Origin of the sequence: Paraburkholderia sp. (assembly GCF_035656215.1) — a bacterium.
Taxonomy (GTDB): domain Bacteria; phylum Pseudomonadota; class Gammaproteobacteria; order Burkholderiales; family Burkholderiaceae; genus Paraburkholderia.
On sequence record NZ_DASRSY010000405.1, the window covers coordinates 1 to 17,971 of the forward strand.

10 protein-coding genes and 1 pseudogene are annotated in these 17,971 nt (G+C 63.0%); 3 read left to right on the forward strand and 8 right to left on the reverse strand.

What is annotated here, in order from left to right; genetic code table 11:
* Positions 1 to 234: 234 nt before the first annotated feature.
* Positions 235 to 1,440 carry an NO-inducible flavohemoprotein gene (hmpA, locus tag VFE81_RS23660; protein WP_325046908.1) on the forward strand — a complete coding sequence of 402 codons (1,206 nt, stop codon included), beginning with the start codon at positions 235 to 237 and terminating at the stop codon, positions 1,438 to 1,440.
* Between the two features lie 55 nt (positions 1,441 to 1,495).
* On the opposite strand, the gene VFE81_RS23665 is transcribed toward hmpA, so the two are convergent.
* The 6 genes and pseudogenes from VFE81_RS23665 to VFE81_RS23690 form a co-directional block, all read right to left on the reverse strand.
* Complete coding sequence (locus VFE81_RS23665) at positions 1,496 to 1,828, reverse strand: helix-turn-helix domain-containing protein (RefSeq protein WP_325046909.1); 333 nt, start codon at positions 1,826 to 1,828, stop codon at positions 1,496 to 1,498.
* Between the two features lie 3 nt (positions 1,829 to 1,831).
* Positions 1,832 to 2,169: pseudogene (locus VFE81_RS23670) on the reverse strand (type II toxin-antitoxin system RelE/ParE family toxin).
* A 197-nt stretch (positions 2,170 to 2,366) separates the two neighbouring features.
* On the reverse strand, positions 2,367 to 3,440 hold the full coding sequence (gene aroG, locus VFE81_RS23675) for a 3-deoxy-7-phosphoheptulonate synthase AroG (protein WP_325046910.1): 1,074 nt from the start codon (positions 3,438 to 3,440) through the stop codon (positions 2,367 to 2,369).
* 403 nt (positions 3,441 to 3,843) lie between these two features.
* Complete coding sequence (gene tldD / locus VFE81_RS23680; protein ID WP_325046911.1) at positions 3,844 to 5,310, reverse strand: metalloprotease TldD; 1,467 nt, start codon at positions 5,308 to 5,310, stop codon at positions 3,844 to 3,846.
* A 93-nt stretch (positions 5,311 to 5,403) separates the two neighbouring features.
* On the reverse strand, positions 5,404 to 6,282 hold the full coding sequence (locus tag VFE81_RS23685; RefSeq protein ID WP_325046912.1) for a carbon-nitrogen hydrolase family protein: 879 nt from the start codon (positions 6,280 to 6,282) through the stop codon (positions 5,404 to 5,406).
* A 128-nt stretch (positions 6,283 to 6,410) separates the two neighbouring features.
* Entirely contained in the window at positions 6,411 to 10,604 is a 4,194-nt protein-coding gene (locus VFE81_RS23690) for a YhdP family protein (RefSeq protein WP_325046913.1), read from the reverse strand.
* 186 nt (positions 10,605 to 10,790) lie between these two features.
* On the opposite strand from VFE81_RS23690, the gene glnE reads away from it, so the two are divergent.
* Positions 10,791 to 13,583 (forward strand): bifunctional [glutamate--ammonia ligase]-adenylyl-L-tyrosine phosphorylase/[glutamate--ammonia-ligase] adenylyltransferase, encoded by a 2,793-nt coding sequence (gene glnE, locus VFE81_RS23695; RefSeq protein ID WP_325046914.1) that lies wholly within the window; start codon positions 10,791 to 10,793, stop codon positions 13,581 to 13,583.
* Between the two features lie 170 nt (positions 13,584 to 13,753).
* Here the strand turns inward: glnE and recN are convergent, their stop codons facing one another.
* Entirely contained in the window at positions 13,754 to 15,424 is a 1,671-nt protein-coding gene (gene recN / locus VFE81_RS23700; protein WP_325046915.1) for a DNA repair protein RecN, read from the reverse strand.
* Between the two features lie 95 nt (positions 15,425 to 15,519).
* Positions 15,520 to 16,422, reverse strand: coding sequence for an NAD kinase (locus VFE81_RS23705; RefSeq protein WP_325046916.1), 903 nt, complete (start codon positions 16,420 to 16,422; stop codon positions 15,520 to 15,522).
* A gap of 366 nt (positions 16,423 to 16,788) precedes the next feature.
* Between VFE81_RS23705 and hrcA the strand changes: the two genes are divergently transcribed.
* Positions 16,789 to 17,808, forward strand: a complete 1,020-nt coding sequence (gene hrcA / locus VFE81_RS23710) for a heat-inducible transcriptional repressor HrcA (RefSeq protein ID WP_054040981.1) — start codon at positions 16,789 to 16,791, stop codon at positions 17,806 to 17,808.
* Positions 17,809 to 17,971 lie beyond the last annotated feature (163 nt).

Genomic DNA, 17,971 nt, shown 5'->3' on the forward strand with positions numbered 1-17,971 from the left:
CTGTAATGCGGTAACCAACCCGCGGATATCAGTGCGATCCACCGTCGAGACTTACTGCTACGCCGCCTCCAGGAAATTTATGCACCCACCAGAGGAAAACGAAAACCGATCCCGATTGACACGGAAAGTCATATCAGTCCCCGGTTTAGTCCCTTTAAGCGCCGCGACAATCTGTCCGGGACAAAACTTCTCCTTAAAGATGTATTGTAAATGCATCTTTAAGGAGAAGTAGTTATGACCGCTCTCACCGCCGATCAGATCGCCCGCGTCAAAGCCACCGTTCCCGTGCTTGCCGTACACGGCACGACCATTACCAAACACTTCTACAAGCGCATGTTCGCGCACCATCCTGAGTTGAAGAATGTGTTCAACCAGACTCATCAGAAGAGCGGTAATCAGCCGGAAACGCTGGCCAAGGCGGTGTATGCGTATGCCGCCAATATCGACAACCTCGGCGCGCTGGCGCCGACCGTCTCGCGAATCGCTCATAAACACGCGAGTCTGAATATCCGGCCGGAACAGTATCCGATCGTGGGACGCCACCTATTGGGCGCAATTGTCGATGTGCTCGGCGACGCAGTCGATCAGGAGACGCTCGGCGCATGGGAAGTCGCGTATGAGCAGCTTGCGGATATTTTCATCGGCGCGGAGGCGAAACTCTACAAAGGTGCCGCGTGGAGCGGCTTCCGGCCGTTCAAGGTCTCGCGCAAGGAAATGGAGAGCGATGAGATCACGTCGTTCTATCTGACACCTGCAGACGGCTCGCCGGCTTGCGGCTTCGAACCCGGCCAATATCTGAGCGTGAAGCGTTTCGTAGATGATCTCGGCGTCGATCAGCCGCGGCAGTACAGCCTGTCGGCCGCACCGAACGGTAACTGGCTGCGCATTTCGGTGAAGCGCGAGGCTGGTCACGAAGACACGGCGCCCGGTCATGTATCCAATCTCTTACACGACGATGTGGAAGTGGGCGCGGTGGTGCACGTCAGCGCACCAATGGGTGATTTCACGCTGGACCGCAAGAAGGTGACTCCCGTGGTGCTCATGAGCGGCGGCGTGGGTGTGACGCCCATGACCTCGATGTTATCCACGTTGCTCGCCGATCAGAGTGAGCGCAGCGTTACCTTCGTGCATGCCTGCCGCAATGGCCGCGTGCATGCGTTCCGGCATTGGCTGAACGATACGGTCGCAGCGCATCCCAACGTCAAGCGTGCGGTGTTCTACGAAGCCATTGAAGCGTGCGATCGCGCCGGTGTCGACTACGACTTCGAAGGGCGCCTCGACCTCGCGAAGATCGCCGGCAAAGTGATCGTGCCCGATGCGGATTACTACATCTGCGGACCGGTACCGTTTATGCGTGCTCAGTGCGAGGCCTTGGCCGCGCTCGGTGTGGATGCTGCGCGGATTCATACCGAAGTGTTCGGTTCAGGTGCCGTTCAGTAAACGAAGGCGCATGGTTGCTCGGCGTGTAGACGCATGGGAGGGCGTACCGTGCGCCTTACCCAACCGCCAGCGTCACCGGCTTGCCGATCCGGCTCATCATTTCGACCAGGGTATCGATAGTGAACTTGGTGGTCTTCTTGTTGACCACGTCTGACACGCGCGGACGCGACACCATCAGAATCTCAGCCGCCTCGGCCTGCTTCAGATGATGCTGCTCGATCCAGCTGGACAGCTCGGTCATCAACTGTTCCTTCAGCAGCCGTGTGTCGTTGATCTGTTTTTGCGACGCCGCGTGCAAGCGCTTCGCCTCTGCGGCGGAGAAGCCGAGTTCGAGGAACAGGTTTGCGCCGGGTTTTGTTACGTGACGGATTTTCGTGTCGATCGTCATTTGCTAAGTTTTCCTATCATTGATGATGGCACGGTACCGGGTTTCGGCAATCTTTCTATCCTGCGGCCCGAGTTTCTGCGTTTTCTTCTGGAAGCAATGCAGCACGTACAGCGCTTCCACGAACTTGGTGACATACATCACGCGGTAAATACCGTCAGCCTCTCTGATGCGAATCTCGCGTGTTCCGGTGCCGATCGAATCAAACGGTTTCCAGTCGTCGGGTCTAGTCCTGCCTGAATCTTGCCAAGCTGAAATCCGGCCCGGCGACGCGGCTCTTCGGGAAAGACGAGTAGATCGCTATAGCTGGAGCCCATCCAGCGAATTTCCTTTTCCTGCTCCATAGCCGCCTTTCGTGTACAAAATATTATACGCAACACCCAGCCGGGTCAAGTCGTATCCGACCCGGCAACGAGTTGTTACGGTACAGAGCGGTTCATGGAGCACCATTCGTCCGTTCGGCTAACAAAAAACCCGGCTCGACGGGCCGGGTTTTTCGATGGAACCATGACAGCAATCGCGCGGGTGCGCGAAGAGGCGTTTAATTACCGCTGCCGCGCGCCACACGCCGTTGCTTGACCGCTTCGGCGAGACTTTCCAGCACAGCGATGCTTTCGTCCCAGCCGATGCACGCATCGGTGATGCTCTGGCCGTACGTCAGCGCGCAGCCTTCCTGCAGATCCTGACGGCCCGCGATCAGATTCGACTCCACCATCACGCCGACAATCCGTTCGTCACCCGAAGCAATCTGACGGCCGATGTCCGCGCACACCGGAATCTGATTCTCGTGCTTCTTCGAACTGTTCGCGTGGCTCGCGTCGATCATCAAACGTGCCGCGAGACCGGCCTTGCCAATATCGGCGCATGCGGTATTGACGCTGTCTGCGTCATAGTTCGGCGTCTTGCCGCCGCGCAGGATGATGTGGCAATCCTCATTGCCGGCGGTCGAAACAATCGCCGAATGGCCGCCCTTGGTGACGGACAGGAAATGGTGCGGCTGCGAGGCGGCCTTGATCGCGTCGACGGCGATCTTGACGTTGCCGTCCGTGCCGTTCTTGAAGCCGACCGGGCACGACAGTCCCGAAGCCAGTTCACGGTGCACTTGCGATTCGGTCGTACGCGCGCCGATCGCACCCCACGAGATCAGATCGGCGATGTACTGCGGGCTGATCATGTCGAGGTATTCGGTGCCGGCCGGCAGGCCGAGTTCGTTGATACGCAGCAGCAGTTCGCGCGCGGTGCGCAGGCCGTCGTTGATCTTGAAGCTGTTGTCCATGTGCGGGTCGTTGATGAGACCCTTCCAGCCCACCGTCGTGCGCGGTTTTTCGAAGTAAACCCGCATCACGATTTCGAGCTCGCCGGCGAAGCGCTTGCGCGGCTCGACGAGACGGCCGGCGTATTCCATCGCCGCCTTCGTATCGTGAATCGAGCACGGTCCGATGATGACGATCAGACGGTCTTCCATGCCGTGCAGGATGCGATGCATCGCGTTGCGCGAGTTGTAGATCACATCGGACACCGTTTCGTCGCAGGCGAATTCGCGGATCAGGTGAGCGGGCGGCGTGAGTTCTTTCAATTCGCGGATGCGGACATCGTCGGTGTTGTGCGGGGGCATGCTTATTCTCCTGAATCGGTTCGTAGCGTGTTCGCGCGGGCAACGAAGGCTGCGATCAGACAACAATCAGGCAGCGATGCCAGGGCGGACAACAATCAAAAAGTTTTCAACGGCAAAAGTTTCAAAGGCATGAGGCGAAAAAAAACCGCCAGGCTAGCTGGCGGTTTTCGTGAATTCTGAGTGTCTTGCGTGCACTAACACCCCTCTCGATCCGCCAGCGGTCTGAGATGCCAAAAAAAGTAAAAGTAAAACTTGGCGGACATGGCGAAATAGGTCGCTGGTCAAAAAGGGTGAGTGACTTTATAACCCGTGCAAGCTCGGCTGGCAAGTTGCAGGGTACAAAAATGCGGTAAATCCGCATACTTCGCGCATTGTGTGCACGAAGTATGCGTCTACATCAAAATCAGGCGGTGCCTCCGACCGTCATCCGGTCAATACGCAGCGTCGGCTGACCGACGCCCACCGGCACACTCTGGCCTTCCTTGCCGCACACGCCCACGCCCGAATCGAGCTTCATGTCGTTGCCGATCATGCTGACGTACTTGAGCGATTCCGGGCCGCTGCCGATCAGTGTCGCGCCCTTGACCGGGTAGGTGACCTTGCCGTTTTCGATCATGTACGCCTCGGAGGCCGAGAACACGAACTTGCCGTTCGTGATGTCGACCTGGCCGCCGCCGAAGTTCACCGCGTACAAGCCGTTCTTCACGGACGCGATGATTTCCTGCGGGTCTTTGTCTCCGTTGAGCATGTACGTGTTGGTCATGCGCGGCATCGGCAGCGCGGCATACGACTCGCGGCGCGCGTTACCCGTGACCGGCATTTTCATCAGGCGCGCGTTCAGCGTGTCCTGGATGTAACCCTTCAGGATGCCGTCTTCGATCAGCGTCGTGCACTGGGTCGGATTGCCTTCGTCGTCGATGTTCAGCGAGCCGCGGCGGTTCGGCAGCGTGCCGTCGTCGACCACCGTCACGCCCTTCGCCGCAACCCGTTCGCCGATTCGACCTGCGAACGCCGACGATCCCTTGCGGTTGAAGTCGCCTTCGAGGCCGTGGCCGATCGCTTCGTGCAGCAGCACGCCGGGCCAGCCCGGCCCGAGCACGACGGACATCGCGCCGGCCGGAGCCGGGCGAGCATCGAGGTTTACGAGCGCTGCATGCACGGCGTCGTCGACATAGCCGGACAGCACTTCGTCAGTGAAGTAGCCGTAGTCGAAGCGGCCGCCGCCGCCGCCGCTGCCGATTTCGCGGCGGCCGTTCTGTTCGGCGATTACGGTGACCGACACACGCACCAGCGGACGGATATCGGCTGCAAAGCCGCCGTCGCTGCGCGCCACCAGTACCACGTCGTATTCACCGGCGAGGCCTGCCATCACTTGCTGGATACGCGGGTCACGGCCACGCGCCATCTGTTCGATGCGCTCGAGCAGCTTGACCTTGGCGGTTGCATCGAGCGAATGCAGCGGATCGGACGGCAGGTACAGATCGCGCCCGGCAATGCCGGTCAGCGACGAGGCCGCCTTGATCTTCTGCTTGCCGCCGCCGACCTTGGCGATCGCCCGCGTGGCGATCGCTGCCTGGCGGATCGCTTCGGGCGACAGGTCGTCCGAATAGGCGAAGGCCGTGCGGTCGCCCGACACGGCGCGCACGCCAACGCCCTGGTCGATGCTGAAGCTGCCCGACTTCACGATGCCTTCCTCGAGACTCCACGCTTCGCTGCGCGTGTACTGGAAGTACAGGTCGGCGTAATCGATCTTGTGCGTGAAGATTTCGGCGAGCGTGCGGGTCAGCAGGGATTCGTCGAGACCGTAGGGCGTCAGGAGGATGTCCTTGGCGGTGGCGAGATTACGGATACCGGGTTCGATGATGTTCATGCGAAGTATGTTCTGCTCGATACAAAGGATTCGGTTAGCGCCACGATCACTATGTGAGTGACAGGCGCCGCACTTTCAAGGTCAGGTAACACATCAGCAACTCAGCACACGGTGACGCCAGGCGGGCAGGCTCTGCCGCACTTCGTCGATGCGCGCACGCTCGAGATTGCCGGCCACCACGCCGGCGCCTTCGTCGCGTACCGCGACGATTTCGCCCCACGGGTCGATCAGCATGCTGTGGCCCCATGTCCGGCGGCCGTTTTCATGTTTGCCGCCTTGCGCGGCGGCCAGCACGTAACACTGGTTTTCGACCGCCCGGGCGCGCAGCAGCATTTCCCAATGCGCGCGGCCGGTGGTGTAGGTGAACGCCGACGGCACCACGATCAGCGCGCAGTCGCCCATGCGCCGGTACAGCTCAGGAAAGCGCAGATCGTAGCAGACCGACAGGCCGACCCGGCCGAACGGCGCCTCGAAGGTGCGGACTTCGCCGCCGGGGCAGATGGTGCGTGCCTCGTCGAACGATTCCTCGCCCTTTTCGAAGTTGAACAGATGGATCTTGTCGTAGCGCGCCACCTCGTTGCCTTGCGGATCGAACACCAGCGTGGTGTTCAGCACGCGCGACGGTTCCTGCGACATTAACGGCAGGGTACCGCCGATCACCCACAGATTGTGGCGGCGCGCGGCGTCGGCGAGAAAGCGCTGGATCGGGCCGTCCTGGTAAGGCTCGCGTATGGCGAGCTTGTCCGTGTCCTTGAAGCCCATGAAACAGAAGTACTCAGGCAGCAGGACGAGTTGCGCGCCGTCAGCGGCGGCTTCGGCGATCAGGCGTTCTGCTTCGGCCAGATTGCGCTCGCGATCCGGCGTACTCACCATTTGCAGCGCGGCAACCCGGAACGCGCTTTCGGAAGACCCGCTGGACGCCGCAATGGGCGAGGCGGTGGACGAGGATGAAAAGACGTGTGTTTCGCTCATGAGCGTTTCGAAAAACTCCCGGCAAGGCGGCGGCGCAAACCGCTGGCGCCGCATACGTCGTTCAAGGCTGGCTTGGGCTGGCGGCGCGCCACGGCGCTCTTCTGATCAAATACAGGATCGGATCGAGTTCAGTGCGCTTCCACGGTCGAAGCCGGAGCGTCCATCTTACCGCGATCGCTCTTCACCCGCTCGATGTGCGGTTTCGACCACGGACCGGTGATCGCGTACTCCCGCGCAAACGCCGTGGAGACCGATTTGCTGAACGCCAGATCGGCCACCAGCGCGCCAAGCCCGAGCAGCGGATTGATCACGGTCGCGGCGATCACCGCGGCGCCGGCGCTGACGGTCGGCACGATCAGCACGTGCAGATCCTGGGTTTCCTGGGCCAGATCCACCGAACCCTTCATTTCGGCGCGGGCCGGCGCCGTCACCATCTCGAAGTTCTCGGTGCGGCCTATGCCATTGTGGATCTGGCCCGTGCCGGTGACGTGTTCGAACGGCAGCCCTTCGCCGACCACGTCGCGGAAATTGAGTGTGGCGAAGCGCGCGAGGCTTTGCAGGCTGAGCACGCCCAGCAGTTTCGCGACGCCCGGGTCGACCTTGAGGATCTGCCCATGGCGCAGATCGACAGCCAGATTGCCGTTGAGCGTCGGATAGTCGATGGTGGTCGGGCCGCCGCGCCACACCACCTTGCCCGACAGCGTGCCATTGCCGGCCTTGAGCGTGTGCGGCTGGCCGAAACGCTCCAGCAGCCCGCCGGCGTCCTTGATATCGAGTTTGAAATCGAACACGGTACGGCGCGGTGTCGTTTCGTCGGCGTTGTTGCCAAGGCCCGTCGAAGTACGCCAGTTCGCCGTGGCGGTCAGCGTGGCGGCGGGATTGGTGATGTCTAGCTTGTCGAGTTGCCAGACCGGCACGCCGTCTTCTTCGAAGTTGTGCGCGTCCACTTCGAGCCGGCCTATGTTGCGATCACGCACGATCAACTCGTTGACCACCAGATCGATTGACGGCATGTTCTGCGCCGGCGCCGACATGGCCTTGCCGAGCAGGTCCTTGTCGGTGGCCGATGGAATCACAACGCGGGCGAAGCGTGCCTGCAACGTGCCGGGAGATTCCTTGTTGGCGCCCGGCAACCATGAAACGTGACCCGACACCTGGTTCGACGCGATATTGGCCTGCCATTTATTGTCCGCATGCGACGCGCCGACGATCACGCTGTCCCAGTGCCGCTTGAGCAGCGTCAGCGTGCCGATGTGCAACGCGAAGCGGCTCGGCAGGAATTGCGCGAGGGTCGGATTTGGCACAGCAGGCGCGGCTGCGGGCGCAGGCGTTGGCGCGTCCTTGTTGCGCATCTGCGTGACGAGCGCGCGCCAGGCATCGGCGTCGAACGCTTCGACATCGACGGCTGCGATCACGCCGTCGGCGGGCAGGTCGGCGGGCTTGTTGACGCCGATCGCGCCGCGCACGACCGTCGGCGGCGTTTTCGGCTGATAACGCAGCAGATAGGTGGCGGCGATTGGGCCGAAGGTGAGGTCGGCGCGTTCCAGACCGGCTTCGCTCGCGTCGGTGGACGGACGGACCGCGAAGTGCAGCGGCATTGGCGTGCCGACTGGTTTGTCGAACGGCGCGGGAAAGTCGAGCGCAAGGCCGGTCAGATCGGAGTTCGCCGTGACCTCCGGCAAGCGCCCCTTGGCGCCGCGCACGTTGAGCGCATAGGGCGCGCTGCCGTTCATGCGCGTCAGCACCTGCGCGGCCGGACCATGCAGATTCAGGCCGCGCGCGGCATCGACGGCGATGTGGCCGCCGAGGTCGAGCGCATACGTGCCGTCCTGCTTCAGGCCGCCGTTCGCGTGCACGTCGCCGCCGAGGAACTGGCCCGAGAGCCGGTCGACCTGCGCCGTATGTTCGGTAAAACGCACCTTGCCATTCAGTTGCGACAACGGCGGCACGTTATCGACCGTCAAACGATTGTTCTGGAAGCCGACCGCGCCTTCCACGCCAATGTGCGGCTGCGGCGTGCGCGGCACGGTCAATTTGAGCGCCAGCGACGCGGGCCCTTCAGCCCGCACCTTCTCGGTCTCATGTTTCGCCATGATGCCGAGCGAGCTTTCGTTGACGTAGTCAAGCATGTCGGCAAGCGGCCCATGGCCGTTGCCATCGATGACGAGGTTGGACGCCTTGATGCCGAGATCGTCGATTTTGCCGTTCACCCTGGTCAATGCGACCTGCTTGTAACGGGCGCGGTCGATATCGAAGCGCAGCAGGTTCTGCTTGAGTTCGAACACGCCGTCGATGCCATCCAGCGGCGGCCATACGTTCGGCGTGCCGTTCTTCATCTTGCGCGGCGGATACGGCGAAGGGTCGAACTTGCCGCCCTTGAACGGCGCGACGATATGGAAGATGCCGGCCTCAGGGGCGCGCGAGTAGGGGAATTTGGTCAGATCGCCGTGTATTTCGATCGACGCGCCGCGCGATACACCGGCTTGCAGCCCGTGGCCCAGATAGATGCGCAGCTTTTCGCTGATGCTGGTCGGCAGATAGCGGACGATGCGCGTGACCTGCGCGCGCTGGAAGTCGGCTTTCAGGTCGAGCGAGCCGCGCCCATGACCCGAGTTGCTGTAATTGGCGGTAGCGGTGGCATCGGCGTCCGCGTTCGAGACGCCGAAGTCGGCCAGCTTGACGGTGAAGGCGGGATGATTTTCGCCCGGTGCTTTCGGTGTGATGGTCCAGTCTGCCCGGCCGTGCAGACGGTCGAGTTTCAGGCGAGGGTCGTCGAACACGCCCGGCAGCGTAATCGCGACGTTGGAGGTGTCGAGTATGGCGGTGCCGTGATTTTCGTCGGCGTCGACGCTGCCCCACAGATTTTCGATACCGGGAATGCCCGCGCGCGGGTGATTCAGTGGGGTGAGCCCCGGCGGCGGTTCCTGCGCGGCGACGCTGATGCCCTGCAGGTCGCCCTTGAAACGGTAGCGCTCGATCGGCTCGGCGCCGCCCGGCGGATGTTCGACGCCTGCTTCGCCCGACTCTGGTTTGCCGCGCTCGACCTCGATCACATAGTTCGCCACCAGCCCGCGTGGATTGAAGCGCACGAGATTGTTCAGTAAACGCGGCGGCAGTGGCAGCGCGCGGCTGAATTCGGCGAGGATGCCCAGATCGACGCGGTCGCCATTGACGCTGACGAGTTGACCATGCTGTTGCGTGGCCGTTCGGTAACGGCCATTCAGTGTCGATAGCGCCAGCGTGCGGGTGAGCGGCGTGCCGTCCTCGAGCGGCGGCTGGCCGAGTTCGGCGTGTAAATCGGTTAGTCGCAGCTTGTAATCGCCCTGGTCCGCTTCCAGGCGCCACGAGAAATTGGCGATCGGCACGACCAGCTTGGGCTGGGTCGGGCGGACCCGCATCGAGACATCCATGCCGGCCAGTTGTCCGCTCGCCGACTTCATGTGGCCATCGGCGAAGTCGGCCCAGATCGCATTGTCGATGCGGCCGGCGAACATCTCGATCGGGAAATTGATGTAGCGCGCGAGGGTCGGCAGATCGACCGGACCCGTCGACATATAGACCTGGCCGGCCCAGTTGACCGGCTTGCCGATCGCGGAGAGCCGGGCATGTTTGAAGTGCGTGCGGAAGTCGATCGGGCCGTGCAGGACGTGGCCGTCGGCGGGCGCCTGCAACGCGAGCCGGTGATCGTAGCCGTCGTTGAGAATCGCGATCCGGATATCGCGCAGGGCGAGTTCTGGTGCGTCATGCTGGGCATCGCGCCAGCGCAGCACGCCGCCGCGCACCACGATCGCCTGTTGCCGCAATAGCCACGTGGAGAGGGTGTCGTTGCCGCTGTGCCGGGTCGGCACCGGCACGCCGGCCACCGAAATCACGCCATCGCTGCTGCGCGACACCAGCACGTTGGGTTGATCGACAATCAGGCTGGAAAGCGCAGGGTGGAATTGCCAAAGCGACTTCCACGAGAGCGTGGCGGTGGCGTGCGGAATGGTCAGCGCCGCTTTGCCTTCAGAGTCGCGGATGACGATATCGGTGACGTCGAGCCCTGGCTGAAAGCCGCTCCAATGCGGCGCCAGCTTGCCGATGGTGAACTGTGTGTGCAGCTTTCCGGAGACGGTGGCTTCGATGCGCGGGCGGAACGAATCGATGCGCGGCAGCAGCACGTATCGCAAGCCGAGAAAGAGACCCGCCGCGATGAAGTAGAAGGCGAGTGCGAGCGCCAGCACCACGTGGGACGTCCGATGCAGCACCACATGGGCGCTTCCGCTCGCGGGCCGGACCTGCCTGGTTTCGTGCGGGTCGGCGGATTCGTTTCGCTCGGACATGCTGCGGCGGGTGGGCGTATGGTAGTTTTGCGAATTAACGACGAAATGTAACACACGTGAAAGCGTCGGCGAACCTCCGGCAAACCCTTTCTACATGCCGTCTCGCGACCTGCGTGAGGCCACTTGACCTGTGTGTTGCGGCGAACTGAACAACGCTGATAAAGCAACGAGCGAGCCAGACCCTTGATGACCGACGTCACTCTACTGAGTTCCAACTATTCACATTACGCGGCGCGCGCCGCGGCGGCGCGTCCGCAAATCGTGGCGCATGTGGCGGCGCTCGCGTCCGCCCCCCTCACACGCGAACGGATCGACGCGCGCTTTGACGTGCTGTGTGCCGAGGCGGCCGGCGCGGGCGGTGGTCCATTGAGTGAGGATGCACTCAAACGGGCCTTGCGTCAGTTGCGCACCGAGGTATTTTGCGCCGTGATGGAGCGTGACCTGGCAGGCGAGGCGGATGTCGCCGAAGTCACCGGCGCGATGACCGATCTGGCGGAGACGACAATTCAGCGTGCGCTGGCGGTCGTGTCCGCCGAGCTCGAAACGCTCTACGGCGAACCGCGCGGACCGCAGGGCGAGCGGCTCTCGCTCGGCGTGGTCGGGATGGGCAAGCTGGGTGGCCGCGAGCTGAATGTGTCGTCGGATATCGACCTGATCTTCATCTACGAAGAGGACGGTGAGACCGCGGGCGGTCAGCGTTCGCCGATCGCGACGCAGGACTTTTTTACGCGTCTGGGTAAGCGCCTGATCGGCGCATTGGCTGAGGTAACCGCCGACGGCTACGTGTTCCGGGTCGATATGCGCTTGCGGCCGAACGGCGATTCGGGGCCGCTCGTGTGCAGCCTAGGCATGCTCGAAGAGTATTTCTACGTGCAGGGCCGCGAATGGGAGCGCTATGCGTGGATCAAGGGCCGGCTCGTGTCCGAAGGCGCGAGCGAGGCGGCGGAGCGGCTGCAGAAGCAGCTCGACGCGATCGTCACGCCGTTCATCTATCGACGTTATCTGGACTTTGGCGTGATCAGCGCGATTCGCGCGCTGCATCTACAGATTCGCCAGGAAGCGCAGCGGCGCGCTTCGATGCGGCCCGACAAGGCCGACGACATCAAGTTGGGCCGTGGCGGCATCCGCGAAATCGAATTCAGCGCGCAGGTATTTCAGCTGATCCGCGGTGGGCAGGATGCCGGCTTCCGGGTGCGTCCGACGCTCGCCGTTTTGCGGCACGCGGCCACGCACGGGCTGCTCGATACTTCGGTCTGCGTGAAGCTGTCGCAGGCGTACCGCTTCTTGCGCGAACTCGAGCACCGCCTGCAATACCGCAACGATGCGCAAACCCACGCGATGCCGGTCGATCCTGAGGAACGTGTGGCGCTCGCCCAGGCCATGGGTTGCGACGACTATGCCGAGCTGATGCTCAAGCTCGACACGCACCGCGAGTTCGTCGAGCAGCAATTCGACCAGATTTTCGCCGACAAGGTGAGTGGCCGCGACGGTTGCGGCGCGCCGGAAGACGGCGCGGCGGCGTGGGTATGGAGCAGCGCGCTCGCCGACGACAGCGCTGATGAAGCGCTTGCAACGCGTCTGATCGAACTGGGCGTGCCCGAGCCGGGCGAGCTGCTGGCGCGGTTGCGCGCGGTGTGGCAGTCGTCACGTTACGCGGGGCTCGCCGAGCGTAGCCGGCAACGCTTCGACATCGTCGCGCAGCGGGCGCTGGAAGCGGCGCGTACGCTGGAGCCGCCCGAACGGCGCGGCGATACGGTGGCGCGTTTCTTCGACCTGCTCGAAGCCGTGAGCCGGCGCGGCGCGTACCTTGCGCTGCTGACCGAATATCCGCAAGCGCTGCATCGGGTGCTCTCGGTGCTGGGTGGTTCGCGTTGGGCCGCCGGCTATCTGATTCGCCACCCGCAGTTGCTCGACGAACTCCTCGACGACGAGGCGATGGACAGCCCGTTCGACTGGCCTGAATTCAAGCGCACGCTGCGCTTGCGTCTGGCCGCGGCGGATGGCGTCGAGCAACAGATGGATCTGCTGCGCCACGCGCACCAGGCCGAGGTGTTCCGTATATTGCTGATCGATCTGGGCGGCAAGCTAAGTGTCGAGCATGTGAGCGACCGCCTGTCCGAGCTCGCCGACGCCGTGCTCGACGTCACGCTCGAAGCCGTCTGGAAGCAGCTGGCCAAACGCCACCGTGAGGTGCCGAAGTTTGCGGTAATCGCCTACGGCAAGCTGGGCGGCAAGGAGCTCGGTTACGCGTCCGACCTCGACATCATCTTCCTCTACGACGATCCGGACGATGCCGCCGCCGACGTCTACGCCACCTACACTCGCCGACTCATTAGCTGGCTGACGACGGCGACCGGCGCGGGCACCTTGTTCGATGTCGACTTGCGGTTGCGGCCGAACGGCGAGTCGGGCCTGCTCGTCACCGATCTGGACGCATTCCGCCGTTATCAACTGCGCGAAGGCGATGCCGCGAATACAGCGTGGGTGTGGGAGCATCAGGCGTTGAGCCGCGCGCGCTACTGCGCGGGCGACGCCGAAATCGGCGCGAAATTCGAGCAGATTCGCGAACAGGTGCTGACCACGCCACGCGAGGCCGCGCCGCTCGCGAAGGAAATCGTCGAGATGCGCGAGCGCGTCGAGGCGGGGCATCCGAACCATACAGCACTGTTCGATCTGAAGCACGATCGTGGCGGCATGGTCGATATCGAATTCACCGTGCAGTACTGGGTGCTGCTGCATGCAGCAAGCGATTCCGAACTGATCCGTAATACCGGCAACATCGCGTTGCTGCGTGAAGTGTCGCGCTTCGGCTTGATGAGCGAGGGAGAAGCGGAGACCGTTGGCGCGGCTTATCGGACCTACCGGAAGTTGCAGCACAAGCTGCGGCTGGACGGGATGGAGAAGGCGCGCGTCGATCCGGCGCTGGTGGTGACTGAGCGAGAGGCGGTGCTGGGGCTTTGGAAGCGGGTGTTTGGCTGAGGGTGAAGGCGAGAAGTGCCAGACGAGAGGTGCAAGGTGCGCTGCTCGGGGCGCCGCGATTAACTGAGTTCGCTCGGCACTGCCCGTCGCGGTGGCGTGCACTACGGCGCAGTGTGCGCAGACCGTGCCTTGCGTTCGCGGATGGTCGCTATGATTCCCATCCCGGGTTCCTACGCCGCCAGCATTTCCTTTGCATGCTTGCGGGTAGTCGCGGTGATCTCCAGCCCGCCAAGCATCCGTGCGACTTCTTCGACGCGGCTCGCGCGGTCCAGCGAAGTCACGCTGCTAACCGTGCCGCCCTTGCCGTTGCCCGCCTTAGCCACCTGGAAATGATGGTCGCCACGTGCGGCGACCTGCGGCAAGTGCGTGACGCACAGCACCTGACGCGCCTGTCCCAGTTGATGCAGCAGCCGTCCAACCACTTCAGCGACGCCGCCGCCGATCCCTGTATCCACTTCGTCGAAGATTAGGGTCGGTGTCGGACTCGCGGCGCTCGCAATGACAGCCAAAGCGAGACTGATCCGCGCCAGTTCGCCACCTGAGGCGACCTTCGCGAGCGGCCGCAACGGTACCCCGGCATGACCGGCAACGCGAAATTCGACCTGCTCGAGTCCGTGCGCACCACCCTCCGGCAAAGGCACCAGCGCCACTTCGAAGCTGCCGCCTTTCATCGACAGTTCCTGCATGCCGGTGGTCACTGCGGCGCCCAAAGCCTTGCCGGCCTTGACGCGCGCCTTCGACAGCTTTTTCGCTTCAGTGAGGAAGGCTTCTTTGGCTTTTGCTTCGGCTGCGTGCAGGCTCTCGAGATCGGCTGCGGCGTCGAGCGCGGCAAGTTGCGCACGACGCGCTTCGTGTTCTTCAGGCAGCGTCTCGGGTCGCAGGCGGAATTTGCGAGCGGCCGAGTGCAGTGCGTCGAGACGCTTTTCGACCTGGGCGAGCCGGTCGGGATCCAGTTCGAGTTTCTGCGCGTAGTGGCTGAGCGAATAGGCTGCTTCCTGCAACTGGATCTCGGCCGGTTCCAGCGCCGCCAGCACGTCGTTCAGCGCCGGGTCGATCTCGGCCAGGTCGCGCACCTTCGACACGATCGAGGCGAGATGCGTGATCATCGCCTCGTCGGATTCGGACAGCGCACCGAGCGCCCCTTGAACGCCGTCGATCAGGTTGGCTGAATGCGAAAGGCGACGGTGCTCGCTGTTGACCTCTTCCCATTCGCCTGGTTGCGGCGAAAGTTTGTCCAGTTCGGTGAGTTGCCAGGCGAGGCGCTCACGCTCCAGTTGCAGTTCGCGGTCGCGCGTTTGAGCATGCTCGACGGCCTGGACCTTTTCGCGCCATGACCGCCATGCACGTGTGACGGTTGCTGCAGTTTCCGTGAGGCCGGCATGGGTGTCGAACAGTTCGCGTTGCGCGTCCTGGCGCATCAGCAGCTGGTGCGCATGCTGCCCGTGAATATCCACCAGCATCTCGCCGACTTCGCGCAACTGAGCGAGTGTCGCCGCCGTGCCGTTGATGAAGGCACGCGAGCGGCCGTTCGCATCCACCACGCGACGCAGCATCACGGTGCTGCCGTCATGGCCCTCGTCGGGGGGCGTGCCGAGCGCCTGCTCGTCGAGCCATTGCTCGACTTGCGCGTGCGTCTCGAACTCCGCGGTGATGTCGGCGCGGCTCTCGCCGGTGCGCACCACGCTCGCATCGGCACGGGCGCCGAGCGCGAGGGCCAGCGCGTCGATCAGGATCGACTTGCCGGCGCCTGTTTCGCCGGAGAAAACGGTAAAGCCGCTGTCGAATTCGAGATCGAGCGCGGCGACGATGACGAAGTCGCGTATCGAGAGGTGGCGAAGCATGGAGGTCGTCTGATGAGCTTGAGATTCAGGGTTCGGCAGCGGCGGCGTTTACGTTCCGGTGTTCCAGCGGCCCGGCGGTCGGGCGTTCCGGCCGCTCAGGGCTTGGGATCTTCTTCGTGCGACGGGTATTCGTTCCAGTGCAGCTTCTTGCGCAGCGTGGCGTAGTGGCTGTAGCCGACGGGATGCAGCATCGGCACAGTATGACGCGAGCGGTGCACTTCGATCGTGTCACTCAACTCCAGCGAGGTGAACGACTGCATGTCGAAATTGACGTTCACTTCACGGCCCGAGACGATCTGGATGCTCACCTTCGAGTCGTCCGGCAGCACGATTGGCCGATTCGACAGCGCATGCGGCGCGATCGGCACCAGCACGATGCCTTGCAATTGCGGATGCAGGATCGGCCCCTGCGAGGACAACGCGTAAGCGGTCGAACCCGTAGGCGTGGCGACGATCAGGCCGTCCGAGCGCTGGTTGTACATGAAGCGCCCGTCCACCGAAACATGCAGTTCCGCCATCCCCGAGAAACCGCTACGGTTGACCACCACGTCATTGAAGGCAAGCGCGTGATAGATCGGGGTGCCGCCGCGCATGATGCGCGCTTCGAGCAACATGCGCTCTTCGCGCTCGAAGTTGCCCGCAAGCATTTGCGGCACGATCTCGCGCATGTCGGAGATCGGGATGTCGGTAATGAAGCCGAGCCGCCCGTGGTTGATGCCGATCAGTGGCGTGCGGTAGGGCGCAAGCTGGCGGCCGATGCCTAGCATCGTGCCGTCGCCGCCTAGCACCACGGCAACGTCGGCACGCGCGCCGATCTCGGCGGGACGCAGCGCCGGATAGTCGGTGACGCCGATTTCGGCGGCGGTGTCGGCTTCGAACACGACCTCGAAGCCGCGCTTCGCGATGCACGAGGCGAGCGCGGTCAGCGGCTCCCCGATGCCCGGCGTATTGTTGCGCCCGACGAGCGCGACGGTCTTGAACTGGCTAGTCACTTGCATGCCGGCATTACACCATAGGTAGGGCCTGAAAAGAACCGCAGACAGACCCGGTGGCGGGCCCGCGCAGACGGGCTGTCAGCGCATTGGGCGATTATCGTTAGAATGGTGAAGCTTTGATGACACCCGCGCCGGTTATAGTCCGGCGGCGTGCGTCCAGCGGACTCGTGGAACGGGCGGCTGGCGAGGCGCCGGGCCTGGGTCTGGACGAGGCGCAGGCAAGAATGCTGGAAAAAATGCTGGACACAGCGCCGGTCAAGGCGCCGCACAGAATACCAGGCGCCGCTCCGCCAACCGATTGCACGATAGTCAGGGGTCGGCGACGTTAGCGCTCGCTGTAGTCGCATCATTGAGCTAAAATTTTCCGTCATGCTAGATCCTCGCGCACAAACCCTCCTCAAAACGCTGATCGAGCGATATATCGCCGAAGGTCAGCCGGTCGGCTCGCGCACGTTGTCGCGCTATTCCGGCCTCGAACTGAGTCCGGCAACGATCCGCAACGTGATGTCCGATCTCGAGGACCTGGGGTTGGTGATCAGCCCGCATACTTCAGCGGGCCGGATTCCGACGCCGCGCGGCTACCGCCTGTTCGTCGATACCATGCTGACGGTGGAATCCGCCGCGGACGAAGAAGCGGTGATGCGCATCGTCAAGACCACGCTGCAGGCGGGCGAACCGCAGAAAGTCGTCGCCGCGGCGGCTAGCGTGCTGTCCAATCTGTCGCAGTTCGCAGGTGTGGTGCTCACGCCGCGCCGCAGCCACGTGTTCAAGCAGATCGAGTTCATGCGTCTGTCGGACAAGCGCATCCTGCTGATCATCGTGACGCCCGAGGGCGACGTACAGAACCGCATCATGGCGACCCAGCGCGACTTTTCGCCGTCGCAGCTGGTGGAAGCCTCCAATTACATCAACGCGCACTTCGCGGGCCTTTCCTTCGACGACGTGCGCCGCCGCCTGCGGGAAGAAATCGACGAGCTGCGCGGCGACATGACCACGCTGATGCACGCCGCGGTCACGGCCAGCACGGATGAATCCGACACCGGTGAGACCGTGCTGATTTCCGGCGAGCGCAATCTGCTCGAAGTCGCCGACCTTTCGTCTGATATGGCGCGCTTGCGCAAGCTGTTCGATGTATTCGACCAAAAGACCAGTCTCCTTCAGTTGCTCGACGTGTCGAGTCACGCCGCGGGCGTGCAGATTTTCATCGGCGGCGAGTCGAATCTCGTGCCGATCGAGGAAATGAGCGTGGTAACCGCGCCTTATGAGGTGAACGGCAAGATCGTCGGCACGCTCGGCGTGATTGGGCCGACCCGCATGGCCTACAACCGTGTGATTCCGATCGTGGATATCACCGCGCGGCTGCTTTCCCTGACGCTTAGTCAACAGTAACCAGCAATATCCCGCGGTATCTGCGGGCTGTGACACCGCGTGCTGCAAATGATGCGCGACGGCGGGCGGCTTGCCAATTGGCCGAATGGCCAGGGGTCCCTGGCGGACCTTGCAATGGACCGCGCCGCTATAATGAATCCCACCTGAACCGACTATCCGCCTA

What these genes read in the sequence shown, in the direction of transcription:
- hmpA (WP_325046908.1), top strand. Translation starts at nt 235, where the DNA reads ATGACCGCTCTCACCGCCGATCAGATCGCCCGCGTCAAAGCCACCGTT.
- VFE81_RS23665 (WP_325046909.1), bottom strand. Translation starts at nt 1,828, where the DNA reads ATGACGATCGACACGAAAATCCGTCACGTAACAAAACCCGGCGCAAAC.
- aroG (WP_325046910.1), bottom strand. Translation starts at nt 3,440, where the DNA reads ATGCCCCCGCACAACACCGACGATGTCCGCATCCGCGAATTGAAAGAA.
- tldD (WP_325046911.1), bottom strand. Translation starts at nt 5,310, where the DNA reads ATGAACATCATCGAACCCGGTATCCGTAATCTCGCCACCGCCAAGGAC.
- VFE81_RS23685 (WP_325046912.1), bottom strand. Translation starts at nt 6,282, where the DNA reads ATGAGCGAAACACACGTCTTTTCATCCTCGTCCACCGCCTCGCCCATT.
- VFE81_RS23690 (WP_325046913.1), bottom strand. Translation starts at nt 10,604, where the DNA reads ATGTCCGAGCGAAACGAATCCGCCGACCCGCACGAAACCAGGCAGGTC.
- glnE (WP_325046914.1), top strand. Translation starts at nt 10,791, where the DNA reads ATGACCGACGTCACTCTACTGAGTTCCAACTATTCACATTACGCGGCG.
- recN (WP_325046915.1), bottom strand. Translation starts at nt 15,424, where the DNA reads ATGCTTCGCCACCTCTCGATACGCGACTTCGTCATCGTCGCCGCGCTC.
- VFE81_RS23705 (WP_325046916.1), bottom strand. Translation starts at nt 16,422, where the DNA reads ATGCAAGTGACTAGCCAGTTCAAGACCGTCGCGCTCGTCGGGCGCAAC.
- hrcA (WP_054040981.1), top strand. Translation starts at nt 16,789, where the DNA reads ATGCTAGATCCTCGCGCACAAACCCTCCTCAAAACGCTGATCGAGCGA.